Source organism: Bacillus sp. CH_48 (assembly GCF_038008465.1).
Taxonomy (GTDB): Bacteria; Bacillota; Bacilli; order Bacillales; family Bacillaceae_G; genus Bacillus_A; species Bacillus_A thuringiensis_S.
In genome coordinates, this window is sequence record NZ_JBBOZF010000001.1 from 2,647,131 (window position 1) to 2,670,237 (window position 23,107).

Genomic DNA, 23,107 nt, shown 5'->3' on the forward strand with positions numbered 1-23,107 from the left:
ATACCTAATACCTTTTAAGGAGGTGAATATTGTGGAAGAGCGTAACGAACAAGTGGTAGAAGAAGTAAAAGAAGCGCAAGTTGAAGAAGCTGTCACGCCAGAAAACAGTGAAGAAACTGTAGAAGAAAAAAGTGAGGCTGCTCTTTTACAAGAAAAAGTAGATGAGTTACAAGCGAAACTAACGGAAACGGAAGGTCGCACATTACGTCTACAAGCTGATTTTGAAAATTATAAGCGCCGCGTCCAAATGGATAAACAGGCTGCTGAAAAATATAGAGCACAAAGTCTAGTTTCAGACATCTTGCCAGCTCTTGATAATTTTGAAAGAGCAATGCAAGTGGAAGCGACTGATGAGCAAACGAAATCCTTGTTACAAGGCATGGAAATGGTGCATCGTCAATTGTTAGAAGCGCTGACTAAAGAAGGTGTGGAAGTGATTGAAGCTGTTGGTAAACAGTTTGATCCTAATGAACACCAAGCTATTATGCAAGTGGAAGATAGTGAATTTGAATCAAACGCGGTTGTGGAAGAATTCCAAAAAGGTTATAAATTAAAAGACCGTGTGATTCGCCCATCAATGGTAAAAGTAAATCAATAATTTACATAAAACTAGGAGGATTCGCCATGAGTAAAATTATCGGTATTGACTTAGGTACAACAAACTCTTGTGTAGCTGTTATGGAAGGTGGAGAACCAAAGGTTATCCCAAATCCAGAAGGAAACCGTACAACACCTTCTGTTGTAGCTTTCAAAAATGAAGAACGTCAAGTTGGGGAAGTTGCAAAGCGCCAAGCAATTACAAACCCAAATACAATCATGTCTGTTAAACGTCATATGGGTACAGACTACAAAGTAGAAGTTGAAGGTAAAGATTATACACCTCAAGAAATTTCTGCAATCATTTTACAAAACTTAAAAGCTTCTGCTGAAGCATACTTAGGTGAAACAGTAACGAAAGCTGTTATTACAGTACCTGCATACTTCAACGATGCAGAGCGTCAAGCAACGAAAGATGCTGGTCGTATCGCTGGTTTAGAAGTTGAGCGTATCATTAACGAGCCAACAGCAGCAGCACTTGCTTACGGTTTAGAAAAACAAGACGAAGAACAAAAAATCTTAGTATATGACTTAGGTGGCGGTACATTTGACGTATCTATCCTTGAGTTAGCAGACGGCACATTCGAAGTTATTTCAACTGCTGGTGACAACCGTCTTGGTGGCGATGACTTTGACCAAGTTATCATCGATCACTTAGTAGCTGAGTTCAAAAAAGAAAATAACATTGATTTAAGCCAAGATAAAATGGCGCTTCAACGCTTGAAAGATGCAGCTGAAAAAGCGAAAAAAGATCTTTCTGGTGTAACACAAACTCAAATTTCATTACCATTCATTAGTGCTGGAGCTGCTGGTCCATTACACCTAGAATTAACGTTAACAAGAGCGAAATTCGAAGAGCTTTCAGCAGGTCTTGTTGAAAGAACATTAGAGCCAACTCGTCGTGCATTAAAAGACGCTGGTTTTGCTCCAAGCGAATTAGATAAAGTTATTCTTGTTGGTGGATCTACTCGTATCCCAGCTGTACAAGAAGCTATTAAACGTGAAACTGGTAAAGAGCCATATAAAGGTGTAAACCCTGATGAAGTTGTAGCATTAGGTGCTGCAGTTCAAGGTGGCGTACTTACTGGTGATGTAGAAGGCGTTCTATTATTAGACGTAACTCCACTTTCTTTAGGTATTGAAACTATGGGTGGCGTGTTCACGAAATTAATCGAGCGTAACACTACAATTCCAACAAGTAAGTCACAAGTATTCTCGACAGCTGCTGATAATCAACCGGCAGTAGACATTCACGTATTACAAGGTGAGCGTCCAATGTCAGCTGACAACAAAACGTTAGGTCGTTTCCAATTAACTGACCTTCCACCAGCACCACGTGGTATTCCACAAATCGAAGTAACATTCGATATTGATGCGAACGGTATCGTTAACGTACGTGCGAAAGACTTAGGAACAAGCAAAGAGCAAGCTATTACAATCCAATCTTCTTCAGGTCTTTCTGATGAAGAAGTAGAACGTATGGTACAAGAAGCGGAAGCAAATGCTGACGCTGACCAAAAACGTAAGGAAGAAGTTGAACTTCGTAACGAAGCTGACCAACTTGTATTCCAAACAGACAAAGTTGTAAAAGATTTAGAAGGTAAAGTAGATGCAGCTGAAGTTGCAAAAGCAACAGAAGCGAAAGAAGCATTACAAGCTGCAATTGAGAAAAACGAGCTTGAAGAAATTCGTGCGAAAAAAGATGCTTTACAAGAAATCGTACAACAATTAACTGTTAAATTATACGAGCAAGCTCAAGCAGCTGCTGGTCAAGCAGAAGGTGCGCAAGGTGCACAAGACGCTGGCACGAAGAAAGACAATGTAGTTGACGCTGAGTTTGAAGAAGTAAAAGAAGACAAGTAATTCAACTGTAAACATAATAAGTAAGATGACAAAAAGTCAAAGTCAAGCGTGCCTTGACTTTGGCTTTTTTCACGAATGAGAAGTGATGTGTGAGGATCTTAAGTTTTTCGCTTTGCATACTGTAAGTGAGGAAACTTTGTTGCAAAGCACTTTCTTTCGGTGTTAAAATTACGTTTATGTGAAAGATTCGGGGGTTGTAAATTTATGAGTAAACGAGACTATTATGAGGTCCTTGGACTTAGCAAGGGCGCTTCAACAGATGAAATAAAAAAAGCGTATCGTCGTTTGGCTAAAAAATACCATCCAGACGTAAGCAAAGAAGAAAATGCAATTGAAAAGTTTAAAGAAGTACAAGAAGCATACGAAGTGTTAAGTGATGATCAAAAGCGTGCGCAGTACGATCAATTTGGTCATGCTGGTGCAAATCAAGGATTCGGTGGATTTGGCGGCGGAGGAGACTTCGGCGGTGGCTTCGGTTTTGAAGATATATTTAGTTCTTTCTTTGGCGGTGGCGGCGGCAGACGTCGTGATCCAAATGCTCCGCGCCAAGGTGCTGACTTACAATATCAAGTCACTTTAGATTTTGAAGAAGCTATTTTTGGTAAGGAATTAAATGTGGAAATTCCAGTAGAAGATCCATGTGATACTTGTAAAGGTAGTGGAGCAAAACCAGGAACTTCAAAAGAAACATGTAAACATTGTTCAGGCTCTGGTCAAGTGAGTGTAGAGCAAAACACACCGTTTGGTCGTATCGTAAACCGTCAAGCTTGTGGTCATTGTTCAGGAACTGGACAAATTATTAAAGAAAAATGTACGACATGTCACGGTTCAGGTAAAGTTCGTAAACGTAAAAAAATCAATGTTAAAATTCCAGCGGGTATCGATAATGGTCAACAAATTCGTGTGTCTGGAAAAGGTGAAGCCGGCGTAAATGGCGGACCAGCAGGAGACTTATATGTTGTCGTTCATGTAAGAAATCATGAATTCTTCGAGCGTGAAGGAGATCACATTATTTGCGAAATGCCATTAACATTTGCGCAAATGGCGCTTGGTGATGAAGTGGAAGTTCCTACTGTTCATGGTAAAGTGAAGCTGAAAATTCCAGCAGGAACACAAACTGGAACAGAATTCCGCTTAAAAGGAAAAGGTGCTCCGAACGTACGTGGATACGGCCAAGGAGATCAATATGTAGTCGTTCGTGTTGTTGTACCGACGAAATTGACTTCACAGCAAAAAGATTTATTACGTGAATTTGCAGGACAAGAAGAGCAGGATGATAGTTTATTCGGAAAGCTTAAACGTGCTTTCAAAGGGGAATAATGGAAATAAAAAATGGAGTTGGTAAATTGTGAAATGGTCAGAAATTAGTATTCATACAACAGAAGAAGCAGTAGAAGCTGTCTCTCATATTTTACATGAAGCTGGTGCTAGCGGAGTTGCGATTGAGGATCCAGCGGAGTTAACGAAAGAGCGCGAGCAACAATATGGTGAAATTTATGCATTGAATCCAGATGAATATCCGGCGGAAGGTGTATTAATAAAAGCATATTTCCCGCAAACGGATTCTTTACATGAAACGATTGCAGGTGTAAAATCATCTATTGATGTGCTTCCATCTTACGACATTGAAATTGGTACTGGAAATATTACCGTTAACGAAGTCAATGAAGAAGATTGGGCTACTGCTTGGAAAAAATATTACCATCCAGTACAAATTTCTGATACATTCACAATCGTACCGACGTGGGAAGAATATACACCATCTTCTCCTGATGAAAAAATCATTGAATTAGACCCAGGTATGGCGTTTGGTACAGGAACTCATCCAACAACAACGATGTGTATTCGTGCTTTAGAAAAAACAGTACAGCCAGGTGACGCTATCATTGATGTAGGAACAGGTTCTGGTGTGCTTAGTATTGCAGCGGCAAAATTAGGTGCGTCTTCTGTTCAAGCATATGATTTAGATCCGGTTGCAGTTGAAAGTGCAGAAATGAATGTGCGTTTAAATAAAACAGATGATATCGTGTCTGTTGGGCAAAATAGTCTTTTAGAAGGTATTGAAGGTCCTGTTGATTTAATCGTAGCTAACTTATTAGCAGAAATTATTCTTTTATTCCCTGAAGATGCAGCGAGAGTTGTGAAGTCAGGTGGATTATTTATTACATCGGGCATTATTGCTGCGAAGGAAAAAGTAATTTCTGAGGCGTTAGAACAAGCTGGATTTACAATTGAAGAAGTTTTACGAATGGAAGATTGGGTAGCAATTATTGCACGAAATGCGTAATATAGATTTTAGTCTATAATGAAAAGGGGAGTCTCTCACTATAAGGTGAGGGACTTGCCGTTTGTTATATGAAAAATGATAATGTTTCGTTCTTTTCGTAAGTGTTGACTTACGAAAGGAACGAAACTCTACTAAGGTGATTATATGCAACGTTATTTTGTAGAAGAAAAACATGTAAGTGAAGCAAAAATTCGCATTGTAGGTGATGATGTACATCACATTGCGAGAGTAATGCGTATGACAGCTGGCGATCAAATTTATTGCTGTGTAAACGGAAAAACAGCAGTATGTTCAATTGATGAAATTACCAGTGAATTTATTAATACGGCTATTGTAGAATGGGTAGAGGCGTCAAGTGAACTTCCTGTTTTCGTGACGATTGCAAGTGGACTGCCAAAAGGAGATAAGCTAGAGTTGATTTTTCAAAAAGGAACTGAGCTTGGGGCAGCTGCATTCTTACCATTTCAAGCATCTCGCTCTATCGTAAAATGGGATGCGAAAAAAGCTGATAAAAAAGTTGAGCGTTTAAGAAAAATTGTGAAAGAAGCTGCGGAACAATCACATAGAAGTGAAATTCCGGAAGTACATGCTCCGGCATCATTTAAGCAACTGCTTACAATGAGTGGTGAGTATGATGTTTGTCTTGTTGCTTACGAAGAGGAAGCAAAACAAGGCGAGAAATCTAATTTTGCGAAAGCTTTAACGACAATGAAACCAGGTCAAAAGCTATTGATTGTATTTGGCCCAGAAGGCGGTTTAGCTGAGGAAGAGATTACAGCGCTTCGTGAACATAAATTTGTACCATGTAGTTTAGGACCAAGAATTTTAAGAACAGAAACGGCGCCGTTATACGCGTTAAGTGCTGCTTCGTATCATTTTGAATTGATGGGGTGATGATCAATGTCAACTGTTGCGTTCCATACGTTAGGTTGTAAAGTAAACCACTATGAAACAGAAGCCATTTGGCAATTGTTTAAACAAGGTGGTTATGAAAGAACAGAATATGAAAAGAAAGCTGATGTTTATGTTATTAACACATGTACAGTAACGAATACTGGGGACAAAAAAAGCCGTCAAGTAATCAGACGTGCTGTGCGTCAAAATCCAGATGCAGTTATTTGCGTAACGGGATGTTATGCACAAACATCTCCAGCTGAAATTATGGCGATTCCAGGTGTAGATATTGTAGTTGGTACACAGGATCGTGAAAAGATGTTAGGTTACATCGAAGAATTCCGTAAAGAGCGTCAACCAATTAATGCTGTCCGCAATATTATGAAAACACGTGTGTACGAAGAACTTGATGTACCTTATTTCACGGATCGTACACGTGCGTCTTTAAAAATACAAGAGGGTTGCAATAACTTCTGTACATTCTGTATCATTCCTTGGGCGCGTGGTTTAATGCGTTCTCGTGATGGAAAAGAGGTTATTAAACAAGCACAACAATTAGTGGATGCAGGCTATAAAGAAATCGTATTAACCGGTATTCATACAGGTGGATACGGCGAAGATATAAAAGATTATAACTTAGCTGGATTACTTCGTGATATGGAAGCGGAAGTAGGCGGATTAAAACGTCTTCGTATTTCTTCTATTGAAGCGAGTCAAATTTCAGATGAAGTAATTGAAGTGTTAGATAAATCTGAAGTAGTTGTACGTCACTTGCATATTCCGTTGCAATCTGGTTCTAATACTGTATTAAAACGTATGCGTCGTAAATATACGATGGAATTCTTCCAAGAGCGTTTAGATCGTTTGAAAGAAGCGTTACCAGGCCTTGCGATTACATCTGACGTAATCGTTGGTTTCCCAGGTGAAACAGAAGAAGAATTCATGGAAACATACAATTTCATTAAAGAGAACCGCTTCTCTGAGTTACACGTGTTCCCTTATTCAAAACGTACAGGAACACCTGCAGCACGCATGGAAGATCAAGTTCCTGAAGATGTGAAGAACGATCGTGTTCATCGTTTAATTGAGCTATCTAATCAATTAGCGAAAGAATATGCATCAGCGTTTGAAGGTGAAGTGCTTGAAATCATTCCAGAAGAGCAATTTAAAGACGGCGACCGTGAAGGGTTATATGTAGGGTATACAGATAACTACTTGAAAATTGTATTTGAAGGATCAGAAGAATTAATTGGTAAGCTAGTGAAAGTGAAAATTACGAAAGCTGGCTATCCATATAACGAAGCGCAATTTGTTCGTGTTCTTGAAGATGATGTGAAAAAAGAATCAGCAAGCGCATAAAAAAGAGCGTGCAACCGGAAATGGTTTGCATGCTTTCTTTATTTGAAGCGGTTAAGAACTAGAAGGTGTGGAGGCGTTTCGTGCATCCCTGTATGAAAAAAGTTGAAATGATAAAAATATAGTTGTCTTCATAAAAGAAGGATACTAGATATTTGTATAACTTTTGAAAAGGAAATGCTTCTATTCTTCTTTTATTCTGCCAAATAGTTGACCTGAAGTGATAAAATGTATTATAATCGTAAAAGACATGCTGAAGAAGTGTTTCTTTTTGCATGCTGAAGTTAGTATGTAAGTGTGATGTTTCGGAGGGAGGGAAAGAGAATGTCAAAAACAGTCGTTCGTAAAAACGAGTCTTTGGAGGATGCACTTCGCCGTTTTAAAAGATCGGTTTCTAAAACTGGTACACTTGCTGAAGCAAGAAAGCGCGAGTTTTATGAAAAACCAAGTGTAAAACGTAAGAAGAAATCTGAAGCGGCAAGAAAGCGTAAATTCTAAGAGAGGGTGTAAGTTATGAGTCTTCTCGGTCGTTTAAACGATGATATGAAACAAGCGATGAAGAATAAACAAAAAGAAAAATTAACCGTTATTCGTATGGTTAAGGCTGCTTTACAAAATGAAGGTATTAAACTGCAACATACTCTTACTGAAGAAGAGGAAGTAACAGTTTTAGCTCGTGAAGTAAAACAGTATAAGGACTCCCTCCTTGAATTTAAAAAAGCTGGTCGTGAAGACCTTGTTAATAAACTGCAAAGTGAAATTCAGATTTTAAGCGCATATTTGCCAGAGCAATTAACTGAAGAAGAACTAGTTGATGTAATCAAACAAGTTATTTCTGAAGTTGGTGCGACTTCTAAAGCAGATATGGGTAAGGTGATGACTGCTGTTATGCCGAAAGTAAAAGGTAAAACAGACGGATCACTTGTGAATAAGTTGGTTATCCAGCTATTAGCATAAAAAAACGTCTCATTTCGTATGAGACGTTTTTTTATTGTTCTTATTAAGGAAAAACGCTATATTGCTTAAAAAGCGTTTCTGTAAGTGATAGAAACGCCTCTGGTATGTAAAAAAGGGTAACGGCCTTAGTTATGATTAATCCCACCATAAAAAAAGCTTTTTCGTTTTCTTAATTTCTTCGACTAACTCCTCAATGCTTTCTGTTCCTTGTTCCACTATATCTGGACAAAATTCATACATTTCTTGCGCGAAAGATTGCATTTCGGCGTCTGTAGGTAACACGCTAAAAATGGTATCAACCCAGTCATAATCTGCACTGATTATGATAAAAGGATAGCGATCATTCCATTTTCTTAGTTTAAAAATAACATCTTTATTGCTAACTTCGTAATTAACGCCATTTGTTGGTTGGATTGCAAGGATATCAAATTGGCCATTTCCTTGTATACTTCCAATGCTACACTTACTCTTACTTCCTTGACTAAAACTTCTTTCACAAATAAAAGCTAAGTATGGGGGGCTGAAGCTCAGATTGAAGTTTTATAACTCTTGCTGTTCAGCATAATCTTCAAAGGTAACGACAGAGACTCCAGCTATTTTAGATTTTGAATCAGTTGCATAGAAGGGCTAGATGCTACTGTCAGTGACTTGTTTTATAACATTCAAAATTTCTTGACTAAATCCAATTTCCTTTCGTATTTCCTCGCTTATTAATTCATTTTTTTGTTTTTTAGTGAATCCTAATATTTTTTGAAATTCATATAACAACTACCTATAAAGTATTCTTACTTACAACGTAAAATTTAGAGTGGAGCAATTTCTTTTTCGAATTTTATTTCATTTGTCTAATGAATGACAACTACTTATTCTATGGTCAGTATGTCACGCCCAGAACAAATTGTAACAGGGTTTTTCAAGTTTCTAACTTCTCACTAGGCTCAATTTCTTCATGCAACTTGTACTGATATCCCCTAGGGGCGCATATTCTTGTATTAATACTTCTATTATTAAGGATCACATCCTCTGATCCATCATTGTCCCGATAAATATGATTTCATATAGCGACTGTTTTATTAACATGATATGAACTCTTACAGAATATAGTTATGTTAGTGAAGTCGTTATAACACGATAGGCACTTGTGAAGAAATACATATATGGGATGAGAGGGGGGTCTTTCGAGATGAAGAAATTAGAACAAATGAAAAATTGGTTAACAAAACAAGTAGACCTACCAGTGGATGTATTAATGGATCTACCTCGGATTACTCTTGTTGGGCAAATACATATTTATATAGAAAATCATCGGGGACTATTAGTGTTTTCAGATAAAGAAGTGCGATTGCTTTTAAAACACGGTCAATTACTAATTAAAGGACAATCCTTTGTTATTAAAACGATTCTTCCAGAAGAGCTTTTGCTCGAAGGGATAATTGAGCAAGTAACATTTTTAGAAAATGAAAAAAAAGGTGATTGAAGTGAAACTTCCATTAGTGAAGTTTTTCTTCTTTATCCTGTAAAAGTTTCGTTAATAGAGATCGATTACAGTTTTACTTTGTTTCATTTTAGTACGAGCTATTTTAATGCTTCAAATCTACTTTTAGAAAGGTAGTGAAGGTGGTAAATGAAAAATAAATGGTTTATAAAGTGGCTTGGATATGTAAAAGTGCGAATTGAAGGTAGAGGAGCGGAACGGTTTGTTAATGAATGTGTACGGAGGAATTTATTAGTTTGGGATGTTAAGAAGATAGCTGATGAAACGTTAGTTTTTTGTATGTTGTTACGCGATGTGAAAAAAATAAAACCAATTTATAGAAAAAATGAATGTAAATTATATTTTATTGGACGTTATGGTTTTCCTTTTTGGAATAAGCGTTTAATTAAAAACAGTGGATTTTTAATTGGGTTTTTAATTTTCTTTTTTGGCGTGATTGCAATGTCCAATATGGTTTGGAAAATTGAAATTACAGGAGCAAAACCTGAAACAGAATATATATTGATGAAAGAATTGGATAAAATGGGTATTAAAAAAGGAAAACTACAGTTTCAAATGCCGAATGTAGAAGATGTACAACGCCATTTGACAGATAATATTAATGCCATTACTTGGGCGGGATTAGAAGTAAGAGGAACGACGTATCATTTTAAAATTGTTGAAAAAAACGAACCGAAAAAAGAAAAGGAACAAATGCCGCAAAATTTAGTAGCAAAAAAAGAAGCGATTATTACAAAAACGTTTGTAGAAGTTGGAAAGCCGGTTGTACTGAAAAATGATCATGTAGAAAAAGGGCAGATTCTCGTATCGGGAATATATGGTAATGAGGAAAGTCCAACGATTGTTTCAGCGAAAGGTATTGTGTATGGCGAAACGTGGTATACATCTAAGGTGGATGTCCCGTTAAAGACGCAATTCCAAGTGTATACTGGTAATGTATACAATGAACATTTTCTTAAATTTGGGGGTACGAAAATAAAAATATGGGGATTTCAACATGATAAGTATAAACGCTCTCGTACTGAAAGCGTAAAGCATGATGTGAAATTATTTGGTTTTACACTGCCGATTGCATATGAAAAAGATGTTGTGAGAGAAGAGGAAGAAGCGAACCGAGAATATACAGAAAAGCAAGCGCTGAAAGTAGCGAAAGAGATGGCCGAAAAAGAACTAAAGAAAAAATTGGATGAACATGCTATGATTGTAAGTGATAAGATTTTGAGTAAAGAGGTTGAGGCGGATCAACTAAAAGTCACATTGCATTATACTGTGATTGAAAATATTGCAGAGCCACAACCAATATCCGAATCCGATATTCAAGGAGACTGAGTAATGGCAGAACAATTAGTAGAAATGAACCAACAATTGGAAAATACTAACGAAGCAATCGCTCTTTTTGGAGTCAATGATGCGCATTTAAAAGTAATTGAACGAGAACTGAATGTATCGATCGTAACTAGAGGAGAAACTGTTCATGTATCTGGGGCAGTTGAAACGGTGACACTCGTAGAAAAAATCTTACAGCAATTACTTGTTGTAATTCGTAAAAGTATATCAATTTCAGAGAGAGATGTTGCGTATGCAATTCAGCTCGCACAACAAGGGGAAGTTGCTCAATTTGAAGAGTTATATGAAGAAGAAATTTTCAAGACTGCAAAAGGTAAATCCATTCGTGTAAAAACAATGGGGCAAAGACGATATATTCATGCAATGAAGAAGAATGATATTGTCTTTGGGATAGGGCCTGCAGGAACTGGAAAAACATACTTAGCCGTAGTAATGGCTGTGAGAGCTTTAAAACAAGGATATGTAAAGAAAATCATTCTAACAAGACCTGCTGTAGAAGCTGGAGAAAATTTAGGTTTTTTACCAGGGGATTTGAAAGAGAAGGTAGATCCATACTTACGCCCATTATATGATGCCTTACATGATATTCTTGGACAAGAATATACGCAGCGTATGATGGAACGAGGAGTAATTGAAATCGCGCCGCTTGCTTATATGAGGGGGCGTACGCTTGATGATTCATTTGTTATTTTAGATGAGGCTCAAAATACAACGGGTGCTCAAATAAAAATGTTTTTAACAAGATTAGGTTTTAGTTCTAAAATGGTTATTACAGGCGACCCTTCACAAGTAGACTTGCCAAAAGGGGTAAAATCAGGGCTATCTATAGCTGCTAATATTTTATCTGGTGTATCAGGTCTGTCATTTATTACATTAGAACAAACAGACGTTGTCAGACATCCATTGGTGCAACGTATTATTGAGGCATATGATAAAATGGAATGATCCTATTTGTCAGGATCATTTCTTTTTGTATGATAAGGTTGGCGAACGGCATATTTTTTACTATCATGAAAGATAAGGAAAATAAACTATAGGTACTGGTGTATAAAATGTTACCTCAAAGTATCGTTGGGTAGAAGAAATGAAAGCTATAAATAGTTTCACTTTATTTCTGGAGAGGAGAAGGTATTGAAATCATGTCAAGATCTCAAGAAATTTCTAAGTGGTTTCGTAATTTACAACATTCGAAAAAACTAAGTTGGATTTCTTACGTTGTATTAGGAGCAGTGCTGTTTTTTGCGCTTATGAATAATGTAAAACCAGAGCAATTAGATGTTAACATGTATTCTATTGCGAAAAAGACAATCCATTCTCCTATAAAAATTGAAGATAAAGTTACAACGGATAAAAAGAAAAAAGAAGCCTCTACAAAAGTTGAAGATCAATATACATATAAAAGTGAGTATAAACAAAATAAAGTTGATATTGTGAATGACGTCTTTGCTAAAGTGGATGAAGTGGTGCAAGAGATTAAAGCTGTTGGACCGGATGATCAAAAAAAGATGACTGATGCTGAGAAAGTGGACAAGTTAAAAAAGAAACTACCCGCTGACTTAACGAAAGAATTATCTGATTCAAACTTACTAAATTTGATTAATGCAGATTCGAGCCAATTAGTATTAGCGAAAGATGCTGCGGTCACAGCGATTAATAGTATCATGACTGAGCACATTAAAATGGACGAATTGAAAGATGCGAAAGAACGATATGTAAGTGAGATGAATAGTGTTAATGTTGATAATGGTTTAAAAGAGTCAATTAAGGCGCTAGGAAGATATGCAATTTCAGCGAATTATTTTTATGACCCGATCTTAACGAAAGAGAAGAGAAAAGCAGAGGAAGATTTAGTTCCACCTGTTTATATTCTTCAAGGACAAGTTCTCGTTAGAGAAGGTGAGACAATTTCAAGTGATGTGTATAATCAGTTGAAATTAGTTGGCTTGTTAGAAAAAGGGAACGGTTTTCAACCTTATGTTGGATTAGCGGTACTCATTGGTGTGTTACTATACTTTATGCATAAACAATTTGAATTATTTTTAAAGAGAAAAAGAGAAGATAGACCGTATGTTTTAGCGTATATCACAATTTTGTCTATCACAATCGTTTTAATGAAAATCATTAGTTTGTTTCAAAAACTTGAATATGCAGGGATTGCATATGTTGTCCCGGTTGCGATGGGAACAATACTTGTGAAATTAATGATTGGTGATCGATTTGTCTTTTTAACGAGTATGATTTTTTCTGTATGCGGAAGTATTATGTTTAATGAAGGAGTAACGAGTACATTAAATTATAGTGTAGGGATTTACGTATTGTTAAGTTCATTATCGGTTAGTATTTTCTTGAGAGAAAAAAATCGTCGTACAATGATTTTACAAGCTGGTATACTCGTTTCTGTATTAAATGTAGTCGTATTGGCGGCGCTCTTATTATTACGTAATGGGAATTTTTCGCCTCTTGAAATTGGTACGCAATTATTAATGGCTTCACTTTCAGGGATTATATCATCCGTTTTGGCTATGGGGATTTTACCATATTTAGAAAGTGGACTTGGAATCGTATCAAGTATGAAGCTTATGGAACTATCAAGTCCAAACCATCCGCTTTTACGCAGAATTTTGTTAGAAGCGCCAGGGACATATCATCATAGTGTAATGGTAGCGAATCTTTCTGAAGCTGCTTGCGAAGCAGTCGGGGCAAATGGTGTATTAGCGCGTGTAGGGGCATATTATCATGATGTAGGAAAAACAGTACAACCACAATTCTTTATTGAAAACCAAATGGGGATTGAAAACCCGCATGATAAATTAGATCCTGTAACGAGTAAAGATATTATAATTGCTCACGTAACGGATGGAGTAAGAATGCTCGAAGAATATCATATTCCACAAGAAATTATTGATATCGCTGGGCAACATCACGGTACAACGTTACTGAAATATTTTTATTATAAAGCGATTAAAGAAGATAAAGAAAAATATACAGAAGAGATGTTCCGTTATCCGGGTTCAAAAGCAACTTCGAAGGAATCGGCAATTGTTGGTATTGCTGATAGTGTAGAAGCTGCGGTACGTTCTATGAATCACCCAACGCCAGAACAAATTAATAATTTAGTGCAAAGCATTATTAAAGATCGATTGCAAGACGGTCAATTTAGTGAATGTGATTTGACGTTTAAGGAACTACAAATCGTTGGGAAAACGTTATGTGAAACGTTAAATGGTATTTTCCATTCGCGTATTACATATCCGGAAATTCCGGAAGAAAAGGAGAAAGAATGAGTTTGTTAATTGATTTTATTGATGAAACAGAAGAAGTAAAAGAAGCGTATATGAGTTTAATTCGTGAAGTGTTAGAAAAGGCAGCTCAAATGGAAAATATCGAGGATGGCGCGGAGGTATCGGTGACATTTGTAGATAATGAGCGCATTAGAGAAATTAATCGTGATTACCGAGATAAAGATCAACCTACAGATGTAATATCCTTTGCCATGGAAGAGATGGGAGAAGGGGAAATGGAGATTGTTGGTGCAGAGATGCCGCGCATGTTAGGTGATCTTATTATCTCTATTCCAAGGGCGAAAGAGCAGGCTGAAGAGTACGGCCATTCTTTCGATCGTGAACTTGGATTTTTGGCGTTACATGGCTTTTTACATTTGCTTGGTTATGATCACATGACAGAAGAAGAAGAAAAAGAAATGTTCGGAAGACAAAAAGAAATTTTAGAAGCTTTTGGATTAGGACGATGAAAAAAGGAAAACTTATAGATAGTTTTGGATATGCTATAGCTGGTATGTTCTTTTGTCTTCGTCATGAACGAAATATGAAAATTCATTATTTAGCCGCAGTCATTGTTATATGCTGCGGCTTTTATTTCCATATTACGAAAATAGAGTGGATGATATTACTTATTGTAATAGGGAGTGTAATGAGTTTAGAAATGGTAAATACGGCTGTAGAAAAAACAGTAGATTTAGCGACTGCTGATATTCATCCGTTTGCAAAAATTGCAAAGGATGTTGCAGCAGGAGCGGTTTTATTGTTTGCAATTATAGCTGTTATAATTGGTGCTATTATCTTTTTACCGTATATGGTATAGTTGCATTCCGAAGCTTTTATTAAGCTTTGGAAGTGCCGTAAGGGCCTTTAATGAGAGAGTGTATCTCTTCATAGCTGTGAACAGGAAGGATGCGGGAATATGAATAGTAAACAATTAATTTTAGAAGCAATCGAAGCGCGTAAACAAGCGTACGTACCATATTCTAAATTTCAAGTAGGTGCAGCATTATTAACGAGCGATGGAAAAGTATATCGTGGATGTAATGTTGAGAATGCATCATATGGCTTATGTAATTGTGCTGAAAGAACAGCTTTATTTAAGGCGGTTTCTGAAGGAGATAAAGAATTTGTAGCCATTGCGGTTGTAGCAGATACAAAGCGTCCAGTACCTCCTTGTGGAGCATGTCGACAAGTTATGGTAGAATTATGTAAACAGGATACGAAAGTATACTTATCAAATTTACATGGTGACGTTCAAGAGACGACAGTCGGAGAATTGTTACCAGGAGCATTTTTAGCGGAGGATTTACATGAATAGAAAAGGTTATAAATCAGGTTTTGTCTCTATTATTGGCAGACCGAATGTTGGAAAATCTACATTTTTAAACCGTATTATCGGCCAGAAAATTGCTATTATGAGTGATAAGCCACAAACGACTCGTAATAAAATTCAAGGTGTATATACAGAAAATGATTCACAAGTTATTTTCATTGATACACCAGGAATACATAAACCTAAACATAAATTAGGCGACTTCATGGTAAAGATGGCTCAAACGACATTGAAAGAAGTTGATATTGTTCTGTTTATGGTCAATGCAGTTGAAGGATTTGGTCGTGGTGAGGAATTCATCATTGAGAAATTAAAAGAAACGAAACAACCAGTATTTTTAGTAATTAATAAAATTGACCAACTTCATCCAGAACAATTACTAGAGTTAATTGATCAATATCGTAAACTACATGAGTTTGCAGAGATTGTACCAATTTCTGCGTTAGACGGTAATAATGTGGATGCTTTAATTGGAACAATTAAAAAGTATTTACCAGAAGGACCACAATACTATCCAGATAATCAAGTAACGGATCATCCGGAGAGATTTATTATTGCGGAGCTTATTCGTGAGAAAGTACTACATTTAACACGTGAAGAAGTGCCGCATTCTGTGGCTGTTGTTATCGATGCGATTCAAAAGCGTGAGGGCGGCGCAGTTTATATAAATGCAACGATTGTTGTTGAACGTGCATCGCAAAAAGGAATCATCATCGGAAAACAAGGGAAAATGTTAAAAGAAGTTGGTAAGCGAGCTCGTTTTGATATTGAAGCGCTACTTGGTTCTAAAGTATTTTTAGAAGTATGGGTAAAAGTGCAAAAAGATTGGCGTAACAAGCTGTCACAGCTTCGAGACCTTGGTTTCCGTGAAGACGAGTATTAAAATATAGTAAAGCTGTAATCAGTGGATGGTTTGTTCATCCGCTGATTATTGGTTTTTATGAACTTTGATAAATTAGGAAAAATTTTTCTCACATGAAAATGGACAAAATGGGTCAATTTAATAACAACAAAGGAAATTGGTTTATAGGCTACGCTTATTGAGAAAGGTGGATTCTTATGCTAGATTTTACCTGGAAGTTTTTCTCCAAAACAGGAAGCATTGAAACGTACTTGCTTTTGAAAGAAATGGAAAAAGACGTAAACGATGAGATGGATCAACATGAAGAGGAGCTAGCACATCTAGACTCTCCAATTTCTTGACCCGTTTTGTTCAAACCTTGGATGGTGACGAACATGTTTCAAAAAGTTGAGGGCATCGTTATCCGTACGACAGATTACGGAGAAACGAACAAGATTGTTACAATATTCTCAAGAGAACTTGGTAAGATAAGTGCAATGGCAAGAGGGGCAAAAAAACCGAAAAGCCGGTTAGCATCTGTGTCGCAATTAATGACACATGGCCATTTTCTTATTCAAATGGGATCAGGGCTTGGAACATTGCAACAAGGCGAGATTATTTCAACTATGAAAGAAATTCGCGAGGATATATTTTTAACTGCTTATGCATCATTTATTGTTGAGTTAACTGATAAAGCAACAGAAGATAAAAAACATAATCCGTATTTATTTGAAATGTTATATCAAACGTTGCATTATATGTGTGAGGGTGTTGATTCAGAAGTATTATCATTAATTTATCAAACGAAAATGCTTCCGGTATTAGGGATGCGCCCGTACTTTGATACATGTGCGATTTGTCATCAAGAAACAGACTTTGTCGCCTTCTCCGTCAGGGAAGGCGGTTTTCTGTGCTCACGTCATGCAGAGCAAGACCCATATCGTATACCGGTAGGAGAAGCTGTTCATAAATTATTACGTCTTTTCTTCCATTTCGATTTACATAGGCTCGGAAATGTATCGGTAAAGGATAGCACAAAAAAACAAATGCGTTTAGTATTGAATACATATTATGATGAATATTGCGGAATTTATTTGAAATCAAGACGTTTCTTAGAACAACTTGATAAGTTTCAAATATAATTTTGGGCCGTATACGGTCCTTTTTACATACTTTCTTTTTCGAATAGCATATTTAGTATATAATATTTAAGAGATAGTATAACTTTTTTCGTTGTGCATTAAAGGTGGTGATTATCATAGAGCTGAATAAACGGCAAGAACATATCATTCAGATTGTAAAAGATCACGGTCCTATTACAGGGGAATCAATTGCAGCGCAATTGGGTCTAACACGTGCGACGCTAAGACCAGACTTAGCAATTTTAACGATGGCTGGTTATTTAGAAGCACGTCCACGTGTAGGTTATTTTTATACGGGTAAAACTGGGGGACAGCTATTATCTGAAGCTGTTAAGAAAATTAAAGTACAAGATTATCAATCTAGACCGGTTGTAATTGATAAAAATGTTTCCGTATACGATGCAATTTGTACGATGTTTTTAGAGGACGTTGGTACATTGTTCGTTGTAGATCAGATGACTCTATTAGTTGGGGTTGTGTCTCGTAAAGATTTATTAAGAGCGAGCTTAGGAAAGCAGGATTTAACCTCTCTTCCGGTTAATATTATCATGACAAGGATGCCAAACATTGCGATGTGTCGTAGAGAGGATTCTTTATATGATATTGCGATGGAATTAATAGAAAGACAGATTGATGCAATGCCAGTTGTAAAAGATACGAAACAAGGTTTAGAAGTGATTGGGCGAATTACAAAAACAAATATTACACGTGCGTTTGTAAATTTAGTAAATAACGAATAAGTGTAATTTGTTTAAAGTGAGGTAATGTAATGGATAATAAAATCGTATATGTCGTATCTGACTCTGTAGGGGAAACGGCTGATTTGGTTGTTCGAGCAGCAATGGGGCAATTCCCGTTTGCTCCTGATATTAGACGTGTACCGTATGTAGAAGATACAGGGACATTAAAAGAAGTGATTTCGATTGCTAAGAGTAATCAAGCACTTATATGTTTTACGTTAGTTAAGCCTGATATGCGCCAGTATTTAGTGACGGAGGCTGCAAGAGAAGGGGTAGAGGCATACGATATTATCGGCCCTCTTATTGATCAAATTGAAGAAATTACGGGGCAAGTGCCGAGGTATGAGCCAGGTGTTGTCCGTAGGTTAGATGAAGAATACTTTAAGAAAATTGAAGCGATTGAGTTTGCTGTGAAGTATGATGACGGCAGAGATGCAAGAGGTATTTTAAAAGCAGATATCGTGTTGATTGGTGTTTCGCGTACATCAAAAACACCACTTTCTCAATATTTAGCTCATAACAAACGCTTGAAAGTTGCGAATGTACCACTCGTACCAGAAGTTGACCCACCTGAAGAACTATATCAAGTGGCAAAAGAAAAATGTTTCGGTTTGAAAATTACGCCAGATAAGTTAAATCATATTCGAAAAGAACGATTAAAATCACTTGGATTAAGTGATGGAGCAACGTATGCAAATATTAATCGTATTCAAGAAGAAATTGATCACTTTGAGGAAGTAATTAGTAAAATAAATTGCCAAGTAATCGATGTATCCAATAAAGCGATTGAAGAAACAGCAAATATTATTGTGAATGCAGTGCAAAACCAAAAAATGTTTTAGCACATTTACCAAAGGTGAATGTGCTTTTTTCGCTCTGGTGAAATATGATATCTATGGATTTTGTAATAGATTGTAGTGTAATGGTTATACTTATACTCCTTTGTCTTTTAGTATATTCAAGGTGTGAGTTTGTCATCCTGAAATGTAAGATGAAAAAATAAAGGGATATGTAGCGTAGTTGAAGAAAATATATTATAATAAAAAATTGTGATAAAAACCTATATTTTACGTTTAGACTTTAATTTTTCAGAATAAACTAGGGATAGGATTTACGAAAAAGACATGTAATTACGTTAAATCGACAAAATCTATACAAGAAAACGCACATTATGGAAGGATTCACAGAAGGGATGTAGAATACAGAAATATGCAAAACATCAACAACATATTAGTTGGTATAGATGCATGTCCCGTGAAGAATGAAATTGTGCAAGTTGGAGCGGAATTTCATGTCGGAATTTTGTTTGTCGCATCATATGCTCATCCTTTAAGGAAATAGCAAGGCAATTGGATCTTTGTAGATACTGAACAAAATGGAGTTGATTGTTATATGGATCAACATGAAAAAGCTACAGATCTCAAGATCAAACAGTATATGTGACTTGCTACTGTTCTTGTAAAAAGGTGTATATGTATTGTTTCTAAGAGGTACATTTGTAACAGATGAGCAAATGTATACAATTTTATATAGCAGGTATGTATCTGCGATTTATGCAGATAAAGGACCTATAGGAAAGGTTCAAAACCGTTTATACAATGTAATCGGCAACACTTTCTAACAAGTTTAGAAAAATATTGTCGAATTATAAAGGAATTTTTTAATTTATATCGAATACAAAATACGACACGGAGATGGAGTTATGGGGAACAGAATTCCCGAAGAAGTTGTTGAACAGATTCGGACATCATCCGATATTGTAGAAGTAATTGGTGAATACGTTCAACTTAGAAAACAGGGGCGTAACTATTTCGGCCTCTGTCCATTTCATGGTGAGAATTCTCCTTCATTCTCTGTTTCATCTGATAAGCAAATTTTTCATTGCTTCGGATGTGGAGAAGGCGGAAATGTATTTTCATTTCTAATGAAAATGGAAGGACTGGCTTTTACCGAGGCTGTTCAAAAGCTAGGCGAAAGAAATGGAATTGCGGTTGCGGAGTACACATCAGGGCAAGGACAACAAGAAGACATATCTGATGACACTGTCATCATGCAACAAGCTCATGAATTATTGAAAAAGTATTATCATCATTTATTAGTAAATACGGAAGAGGGAAATGAAGCACTTTCATATTTATTAAACCGTGGTATTACGAAAGAGATGATTGAGAAGTTTGAAATTGGTTATGCATCACCTGCTTGGGATGCAGCGACGAAAATTTTACAAAAAAGAGGTTTATCGCTGTCTAGTATGGAACAAGCTGGCCTTCTAATAAGAAGTGAGAAGGATGGTAGTCATTACGATCGCTTCCGTGGAAGAGTTATGTTCCCGATCTATACGTTACAAGGTAAGGTGATAGCGTTTAGTGGAAGGGCGTTAGGAGATGACACTCCAAAATATTTAAATAGCCCGGAAACGCCGATTTTTCACAAAAGTAAATTGTTGTATAACTTCCACCAAGCAAGACCGTTTATTAGAAAGCGTGGGCAAGTGGTTCTTTTTGAAGGATATGCCGATGTACTAGCTGCGGTAAAAAGTGGCGTGGAAGAAGCCGTTGCGACAATGGGAACGGCTTTAACTGAAGAACAAGCAAAACTTCTGCGACGTAACGTTGAAACTGTTGTTCTTTGCTATGATGGTGATAAAGCAGGGCGAGAAGCGACGATGAAAGCAGGGCAATTATTGCTAAAAGTTGGTTGCCAAGTGAAAGTCACATCCTTGCCAGATAAGCTTGATCCTGATGAATATGTGCAACAATATGGGACTACCGCTTTTGAAAATCTTGTGAAATCAAGTGTGAGTTTTGTTGGTTTTAAAATAAATTATTTGCGTTTAGGGAAAAATTTGCAAGATGAGTCTGGCAAAGAAGAATATGTGAAAAGTGTTTTAAAAGAGTTATCGTTGTTACAAGATGCGATGCAGGCAGAGTCATATTTGAAGTCATTATCGCAAGAATTTTCGTATTCAATGGAAACACTTTTGAATCAATTGCACCAATATCGCAAAGAACAAAAGGTACAGCAAAAACAAATAAAGCAGGTTGCTAAACCGTCTCAAGTCGTTCAAACAAAACCGAAGTTAACAGGTTTTGAAAGAGCGGAAAGAGAAATTATTTACCATATGTTGCAAAGTGCAGAAGTAGCTGTTCGTATGGAATCCCATATAGAAGATTTTCATACAGAAGAACATAAAGGGATTTTATATGAACTATACGCATATTATGAAAAGGGAAATGAACCTTCAGTCGGAACATTTTTAAGTTGGCTCTCTGATGAAAAGTTGAAAAATATTATCACTGATATTTCGACGGATGAATTTATTAATCCAGAATACACAGAAGAAGTGTTGCAAGGCCATTTGGAGACGCTTAGACGGCATCAGGAAAAACTTGAAAAGATGGAGATTATCTTTAAAGTGAAACAAATGGAAAAAACAGATCCTGTAGAGGCTGCTAAATATTATGTAGCATATTTACAAAATCAAAAAGCGAGAAAATAGCTTTTTTGATAAAGTTTTAGTATAATGAATGTTTGTATCTCGCGTAAGGAGGGGAACAGATGGCTGACAAACCAGCTCGTTCTAAACAAATTGAAACTGAAATGACCCTTGAGCAAGTGAAAGAGCAACTCACTGAGCTCGGAAAAAAACGTGGCGTTCTTACATATGAAGAGATTGCAGAACGCATGAATGGATTTGAAATTGAATCCGATCAAATGGATGAATACTATGAATATTTAGGTGAACAAGGCATTGACTTAGTTGGTGATAATGACAACGAAGAAGGCCCTAATAATCGCCAAATTACAAAAACAGAAGAAGAGTTTGACCTCAATGATTTAAGTGTACCACCTGGGGTTAAAATCAACGATCCTGTTCGTATGTATTTAAAAGAAATTGGTCGTGTAGACTTACTATCTGCAGAAGAAGAAATTCGACTTGCAACGCGTATTGAAGAAGGCGATGAAGAAGCGAAACGTCGTCTTGCAGAAGCAAACTTACGTCTTGTAGTAAGTATTGCAAAGCGCTACGTAGGCCGTGGTATGCTTTTCTTAGACTTAATTCAAGAAGGTAATATGGGTCTAATTAAAGCTGTTGAAAAGTTCGATTATCGTAAAGGTTTCAAATTTAGTACGTATGCAACTTGGTGGATTCGCCAAGCTATTACACGTGCCATTGCAGACCAAGCGCGAACAATTCGTATTCCAGTTCATATGGTTGAAACGATTAATAAGTTAATTCGTGTACAACGTCAATTATTACAAGATTTAGGTCGCGAACCGTCTCCTGAAGAGATTGGTGAAGAAATGGATCTTGCTCCAGAAAAAGTACGTGAAATCTTAAAAATTGCACAGGAGCCAGTTTCTCTTGAAACACCAATTGGTGAAGAAGATGACTCCCATTTAGGTGACTTTATTGAAGACCAAGAAGCAACATCGCCTGCGGACCATGCAGCCTATGAATTGCTAAAAGAACAATTAGAAGATGTGTTAGATACACTAACAGATCGTGAAGAAAATGTTCTGCGTCTTCGTTTCGGTTTAGATGATGGACGAACTCGTACGCTTGAAGAAGTTGGGAAAGTGTTCGGCGTAACGAGAGAGCGTATCCGTCAAATTGAAGCAAAAGCACTTCGCAAATTAAGACATCCAAGTCGTAGTAAGCGTCTTAAGGATTTCTTAGAATAGGTTATTTTTTAAGTTTACTTCACCTTTGTGAAGTAAACTTTTTTATTTTGTTAATTTTTGTTAAAATTTAGCTATCGGCAACGATTACAATTTCTTGTAATTTATTTTACAGAATTGTCTTTTGATTTGCAAATGCTCATTTTTCGATTTTTCGATTAATTTTGTTTATTCTATACAAAAATATATGTAGAAAAGCGAAAAATATGATGAGAAACGTTAATAATTATCGAAATAATAAGCTATATGACAATAAAAAACAATAAACTGAATTTATGGAATATTTCTAAC

23 protein-coding genes and 1 pseudogene are annotated in these 23,107 nt (G+C 36.6%); 23 read left to right on the top strand and 1 reads right to left on the bottom strand.

Annotation, left to right across the window (positions count from 1 at the left end; all coding sequences use genetic code 11):
• Positions 1 to 31 precede the first annotated feature (31 nt).
• The 8 genes from grpE (at position 32) to N2V92_RS13335 (ending at position 7,954) form a co-directional block, all read left to right on the top strand.
• A complete protein-coding gene (gene grpE, locus N2V92_RS13300) occupies positions 32 to 598 on the top strand; it encodes a nucleotide exchange factor GrpE (RefSeq protein ID WP_000392711.1) in 567 nt (188 codons plus the stop codon).
• Positions 599 to 624: 26 nt separating this feature from the next.
• Positions 625 to 2,460, top strand: a complete 1,836-nt coding sequence (gene dnaK / locus N2V92_RS13305) for a chaperone protein DnaK (protein WP_000034701.1) — start codon at positions 625 to 627, stop codon at positions 2,458 to 2,460.
• Positions 2,461 to 2,664: 204 nt separating this feature from the next.
• Positions 2,665 to 3,780 carry a chaperone protein DnaJ gene (dnaJ, locus tag N2V92_RS13310; RefSeq protein WP_000043947.1) on the top strand — a complete coding sequence of 372 codons (1,116 nt, stop codon included), beginning with the start codon at positions 2,665 to 2,667 and terminating at the stop codon, positions 3,778 to 3,780.
• Positions 3,781 to 3,808: 28 nt separating this feature from the next.
• Entirely contained in the window at positions 3,809 to 4,747 is a 939-nt protein-coding gene (gene prmA / locus N2V92_RS13315) for a 50S ribosomal protein L11 methyltransferase (RefSeq protein ID WP_000872098.1), read from the top strand.
• A gap of 144 nt (positions 4,748 to 4,891) precedes the next feature.
• A complete protein-coding gene (locus N2V92_RS13320) occupies positions 4,892 to 5,641 on the top strand; it encodes a 16S rRNA (uracil(1498)-N(3))-methyltransferase (RefSeq protein ID WP_001190142.1) in 750 nt (249 codons plus the stop codon).
• 6 nt (positions 5,642 to 5,647) lie between these two features.
• Positions 5,648 to 7,000, top strand: coding sequence for a tRNA (N(6)-L-threonylcarbamoyladenosine(37)-C(2))-methylthiotransferase MtaB (gene mtaB, locus N2V92_RS13325; RefSeq protein ID WP_000108679.1), 1,353 nt, complete (start codon positions 5,648 to 5,650; stop codon positions 6,998 to 7,000).
• 321 nt (positions 7,001 to 7,321) lie between these two features.
• Positions 7,322 to 7,495, top strand: coding sequence for a 30S ribosomal protein S21 (gene rpsU / locus N2V92_RS13330; RefSeq protein WP_000048061.1), 174 nt, complete (start codon positions 7,322 to 7,324; stop codon positions 7,493 to 7,495).
• Between the two features lie 15 nt (positions 7,496 to 7,510).
• Positions 7,511 to 7,954: a GatB/YqeY domain-containing protein gene (locus tag N2V92_RS13335; RefSeq protein WP_000054582.1), complete on the top strand. Its 444-nt coding sequence runs from the start codon at positions 7,511 to 7,513 to the stop codon at positions 7,952 to 7,954.
• Between the two features lie 135 nt (positions 7,955 to 8,089).
• Here the strand turns inward: N2V92_RS13335 and N2V92_RS13340 are convergent.
• Positions 8,090 to 8,722, bottom strand: a pseudogene (locus N2V92_RS13340) (DUF4253 domain-containing protein).
• A gap of 415 nt (positions 8,723 to 9,137) precedes the next feature.
• Here N2V92_RS13340 and yqfC point away from each other — a divergent pair.
• From yqfC to rpoD, 15 genes are all read left to right on the top strand, one after another.
• The gene (gene yqfC, locus N2V92_RS13345) at positions 9,138 to 9,431 is read left to right on the top strand and encodes a sporulation protein YqfC (protein WP_000732269.1); all 294 of its coding nucleotides are present in this window, start codon (positions 9,138 to 9,140) and stop codon (positions 9,429 to 9,431) included.
• A 147-nt stretch (positions 9,432 to 9,578) separates the two neighbouring features.
• Positions 9,579 to 10,778 carry a sporulation protein YqfD gene (yqfD, locus tag N2V92_RS13350; RefSeq protein WP_000792496.1) on the top strand — a complete coding sequence of 400 codons (1,200 nt, stop codon included), beginning with the start codon at positions 9,579 to 9,581 and terminating at the stop codon, positions 10,776 to 10,778.
• A 3-nt stretch (positions 10,779 to 10,781) separates the two neighbouring features.
• Positions 10,782 to 11,741 carry a PhoH family protein gene (locus tag N2V92_RS13355; protein ID WP_000840517.1) on the top strand — a complete coding sequence of 320 codons (960 nt, stop codon included), beginning with the start codon at positions 10,782 to 10,784 and terminating at the stop codon, positions 11,739 to 11,741.
• Positions 11,742 to 11,935: 194 nt separating this feature from the next.
• A complete protein-coding gene (locus tag N2V92_RS13360) occupies positions 11,936 to 14,080 on the top strand; it encodes an HD family phosphohydrolase (RefSeq protein WP_000091515.1) in 2,145 nt (714 codons plus the stop codon).
• On the top strand, positions 14,077 to 14,547 hold the full coding sequence (gene ybeY, locus N2V92_RS13365; RefSeq protein WP_000054680.1) for an rRNA maturation RNase YbeY: 471 nt from the start codon (positions 14,077 to 14,079) through the stop codon (positions 14,545 to 14,547). Before N2V92_RS13360 ends, ybeY begins: the two co-directional genes overlap by 4 nt.
• Complete coding sequence (locus N2V92_RS13370; RefSeq protein ID WP_000715475.1) at positions 14,544 to 14,897, top strand: diacylglycerol kinase family protein; 354 nt, start codon at positions 14,544 to 14,546, stop codon at positions 14,895 to 14,897. Before ybeY ends, N2V92_RS13370 begins: the two co-directional genes overlap by 4 nt.
• A gap of 99 nt (positions 14,898 to 14,996) precedes the next feature.
• Positions 14,997 to 15,395 (top strand): cytidine deaminase, encoded by a 399-nt coding sequence (locus N2V92_RS13375; RefSeq protein WP_001086287.1) that lies wholly within the window; start codon positions 14,997 to 14,999, stop codon positions 15,393 to 15,395.
• Complete coding sequence (gene era / locus N2V92_RS13380) at positions 15,388 to 16,293, top strand: GTPase Era (protein WP_001080236.1); 906 nt, start codon at positions 15,388 to 15,390, stop codon at positions 16,291 to 16,293. The genes N2V92_RS13375 and era overlap by 8 nt, the downstream gene beginning before the upstream one ends.
• A gap of 176 nt (positions 16,294 to 16,469) precedes the next feature.
• Positions 16,470 to 16,613 carry a YqzL family protein gene (locus N2V92_RS13385; RefSeq protein ID WP_000883924.1) on the top strand — a complete coding sequence of 48 codons (144 nt, stop codon included), beginning with the start codon at positions 16,470 to 16,472 and terminating at the stop codon, positions 16,611 to 16,613.
• A 33-nt stretch (positions 16,614 to 16,646) separates the two neighbouring features.
• The gene (gene recO / locus N2V92_RS13390; protein ID WP_000487007.1) at positions 16,647 to 17,393 is read left to right on the top strand and encodes a DNA repair protein RecO; all 747 of its coding nucleotides are present in this window, start codon (positions 16,647 to 16,649) and stop codon (positions 17,391 to 17,393) included.
• A gap of 107 nt (positions 17,394 to 17,500) precedes the next feature.
• A complete protein-coding gene (locus N2V92_RS13395; RefSeq protein WP_000583756.1) occupies positions 17,501 to 18,133 on the top strand; it encodes a helix-turn-helix transcriptional regulator in 633 nt (210 codons plus the stop codon).
• A gap of 29 nt (positions 18,134 to 18,162) precedes the next feature.
• Positions 18,163 to 18,975 carry a pyruvate, water dikinase regulatory protein gene (locus N2V92_RS13400; RefSeq protein WP_000368949.1) on the top strand — a complete coding sequence of 271 codons (813 nt, stop codon included), beginning with the start codon at positions 18,163 to 18,165 and terminating at the stop codon, positions 18,973 to 18,975.
• Between the two features lie 635 nt (positions 18,976 to 19,610).
• Entirely contained in the window at positions 19,611 to 19,754 is a 144-nt protein-coding gene (locus N2V92_RS13405) for a hypothetical protein (RefSeq protein ID WP_000479749.1), read from the top strand.
• 81 nt (positions 19,755 to 19,835) lie between these two features.
• Positions 19,836 to 21,632 carry a DNA primase gene (gene dnaG, locus N2V92_RS13410; protein ID WP_000528221.1) on the top strand — a complete coding sequence of 599 codons (1,797 nt, stop codon included), beginning with the start codon at positions 19,836 to 19,838 and terminating at the stop codon, positions 21,630 to 21,632.
• A gap of 59 nt (positions 21,633 to 21,691) precedes the next feature.
• Positions 21,692 to 22,819 (top strand): RNA polymerase sigma factor RpoD, encoded by a 1,128-nt coding sequence (rpoD, locus tag N2V92_RS13415; RefSeq protein WP_000764066.1) that lies wholly within the window; start codon positions 21,692 to 21,694, stop codon positions 22,817 to 22,819.
• Positions 22,820 to 23,107: the final 288 nt, after the last annotated feature.

Bases quoted from the DNA above. Each gene is read 5' to 3' on its own strand.
- N2V92_RS13375 (WP_001086287.1), top strand. From the start codon at position 14,997: ATGAATAGTAAACAATTAATTTTAGAAGCAATCGAAGCGCGTAAACAA.
- ybeY (WP_000054680.1), top strand. From the start codon at position 14,077: ATGAGTTTGTTAATTGATTTTATTGATGAAACAGAAGAAGTAAAAGAA.
- dnaG (WP_000528221.1), top strand. From the start codon at position 19,836: ATGGGGAACAGAATTCCCGAAGAAGTTGTTGAACAGATTCGGACATCA.
- N2V92_RS13335 (WP_000054582.1), top strand. From the start codon at position 7,511: ATGAGTCTTCTCGGTCGTTTAAACGATGATATGAAACAAGCGATGAAG.
- dnaJ (WP_000043947.1), top strand. From the start codon at position 2,665: ATGAGTAAACGAGACTATTATGAGGTCCTTGGACTTAGCAAGGGCGCT.
- N2V92_RS13370 (WP_000715475.1), top strand. From the start codon at position 14,544: ATGAAAAAAGGAAAACTTATAGATAGTTTTGGATATGCTATAGCTGGT.
- rpsU (WP_000048061.1), top strand. From the start codon at position 7,322: ATGTCAAAAACAGTCGTTCGTAAAAACGAGTCTTTGGAGGATGCACTT.
- recO (WP_000487007.1), top strand. From the start codon at position 16,647: ATGTTTCAAAAAGTTGAGGGCATCGTTATCCGTACGACAGATTACGGA.
- yqfC (WP_000732269.1), top strand. From the start codon at position 9,138: ATGAAGAAATTAGAACAAATGAAAAATTGGTTAACAAAACAAGTAGAC.
- yqfD (WP_000792496.1), top strand. From the start codon at position 9,579: ATGAAAAATAAATGGTTTATAAAGTGGCTTGGATATGTAAAAGTGCGA.
- dnaK (WP_000034701.1), top strand. From the start codon at position 625: ATGAGTAAAATTATCGGTATTGACTTAGGTACAACAAACTCTTGTGTA.
- N2V92_RS13400 (WP_000368949.1), top strand. From the start codon at position 18,163: ATGGATAATAAAATCGTATATGTCGTATCTGACTCTGTAGGGGAAACG.
- N2V92_RS13385 (WP_000883924.1), top strand. From the start codon at position 16,470: ATGCTAGATTTTACCTGGAAGTTTTTCTCCAAAACAGGAAGCATTGAA.
- N2V92_RS13355 (WP_000840517.1), top strand. From the start codon at position 10,782: ATGGCAGAACAATTAGTAGAAATGAACCAACAATTGGAAAATACTAAC.
- era (WP_001080236.1), top strand. From the start codon at position 15,388: ATGAATAGAAAAGGTTATAAATCAGGTTTTGTCTCTATTATTGGCAGA.
- rpoD (WP_000764066.1), top strand. From the start codon at position 21,692: ATGGCTGACAAACCAGCTCGTTCTAAACAAATTGAAACTGAAATGACC.
- N2V92_RS13320 (WP_001190142.1), top strand. From the start codon at position 4,892: ATGCAACGTTATTTTGTAGAAGAAAAACATGTAAGTGAAGCAAAAATT.
- N2V92_RS13360 (WP_000091515.1), top strand. From the start codon at position 11,936: ATGTCAAGATCTCAAGAAATTTCTAAGTGGTTTCGTAATTTACAACAT.
- mtaB (WP_000108679.1), top strand. From the start codon at position 5,648: ATGTCAACTGTTGCGTTCCATACGTTAGGTTGTAAAGTAAACCACTAT.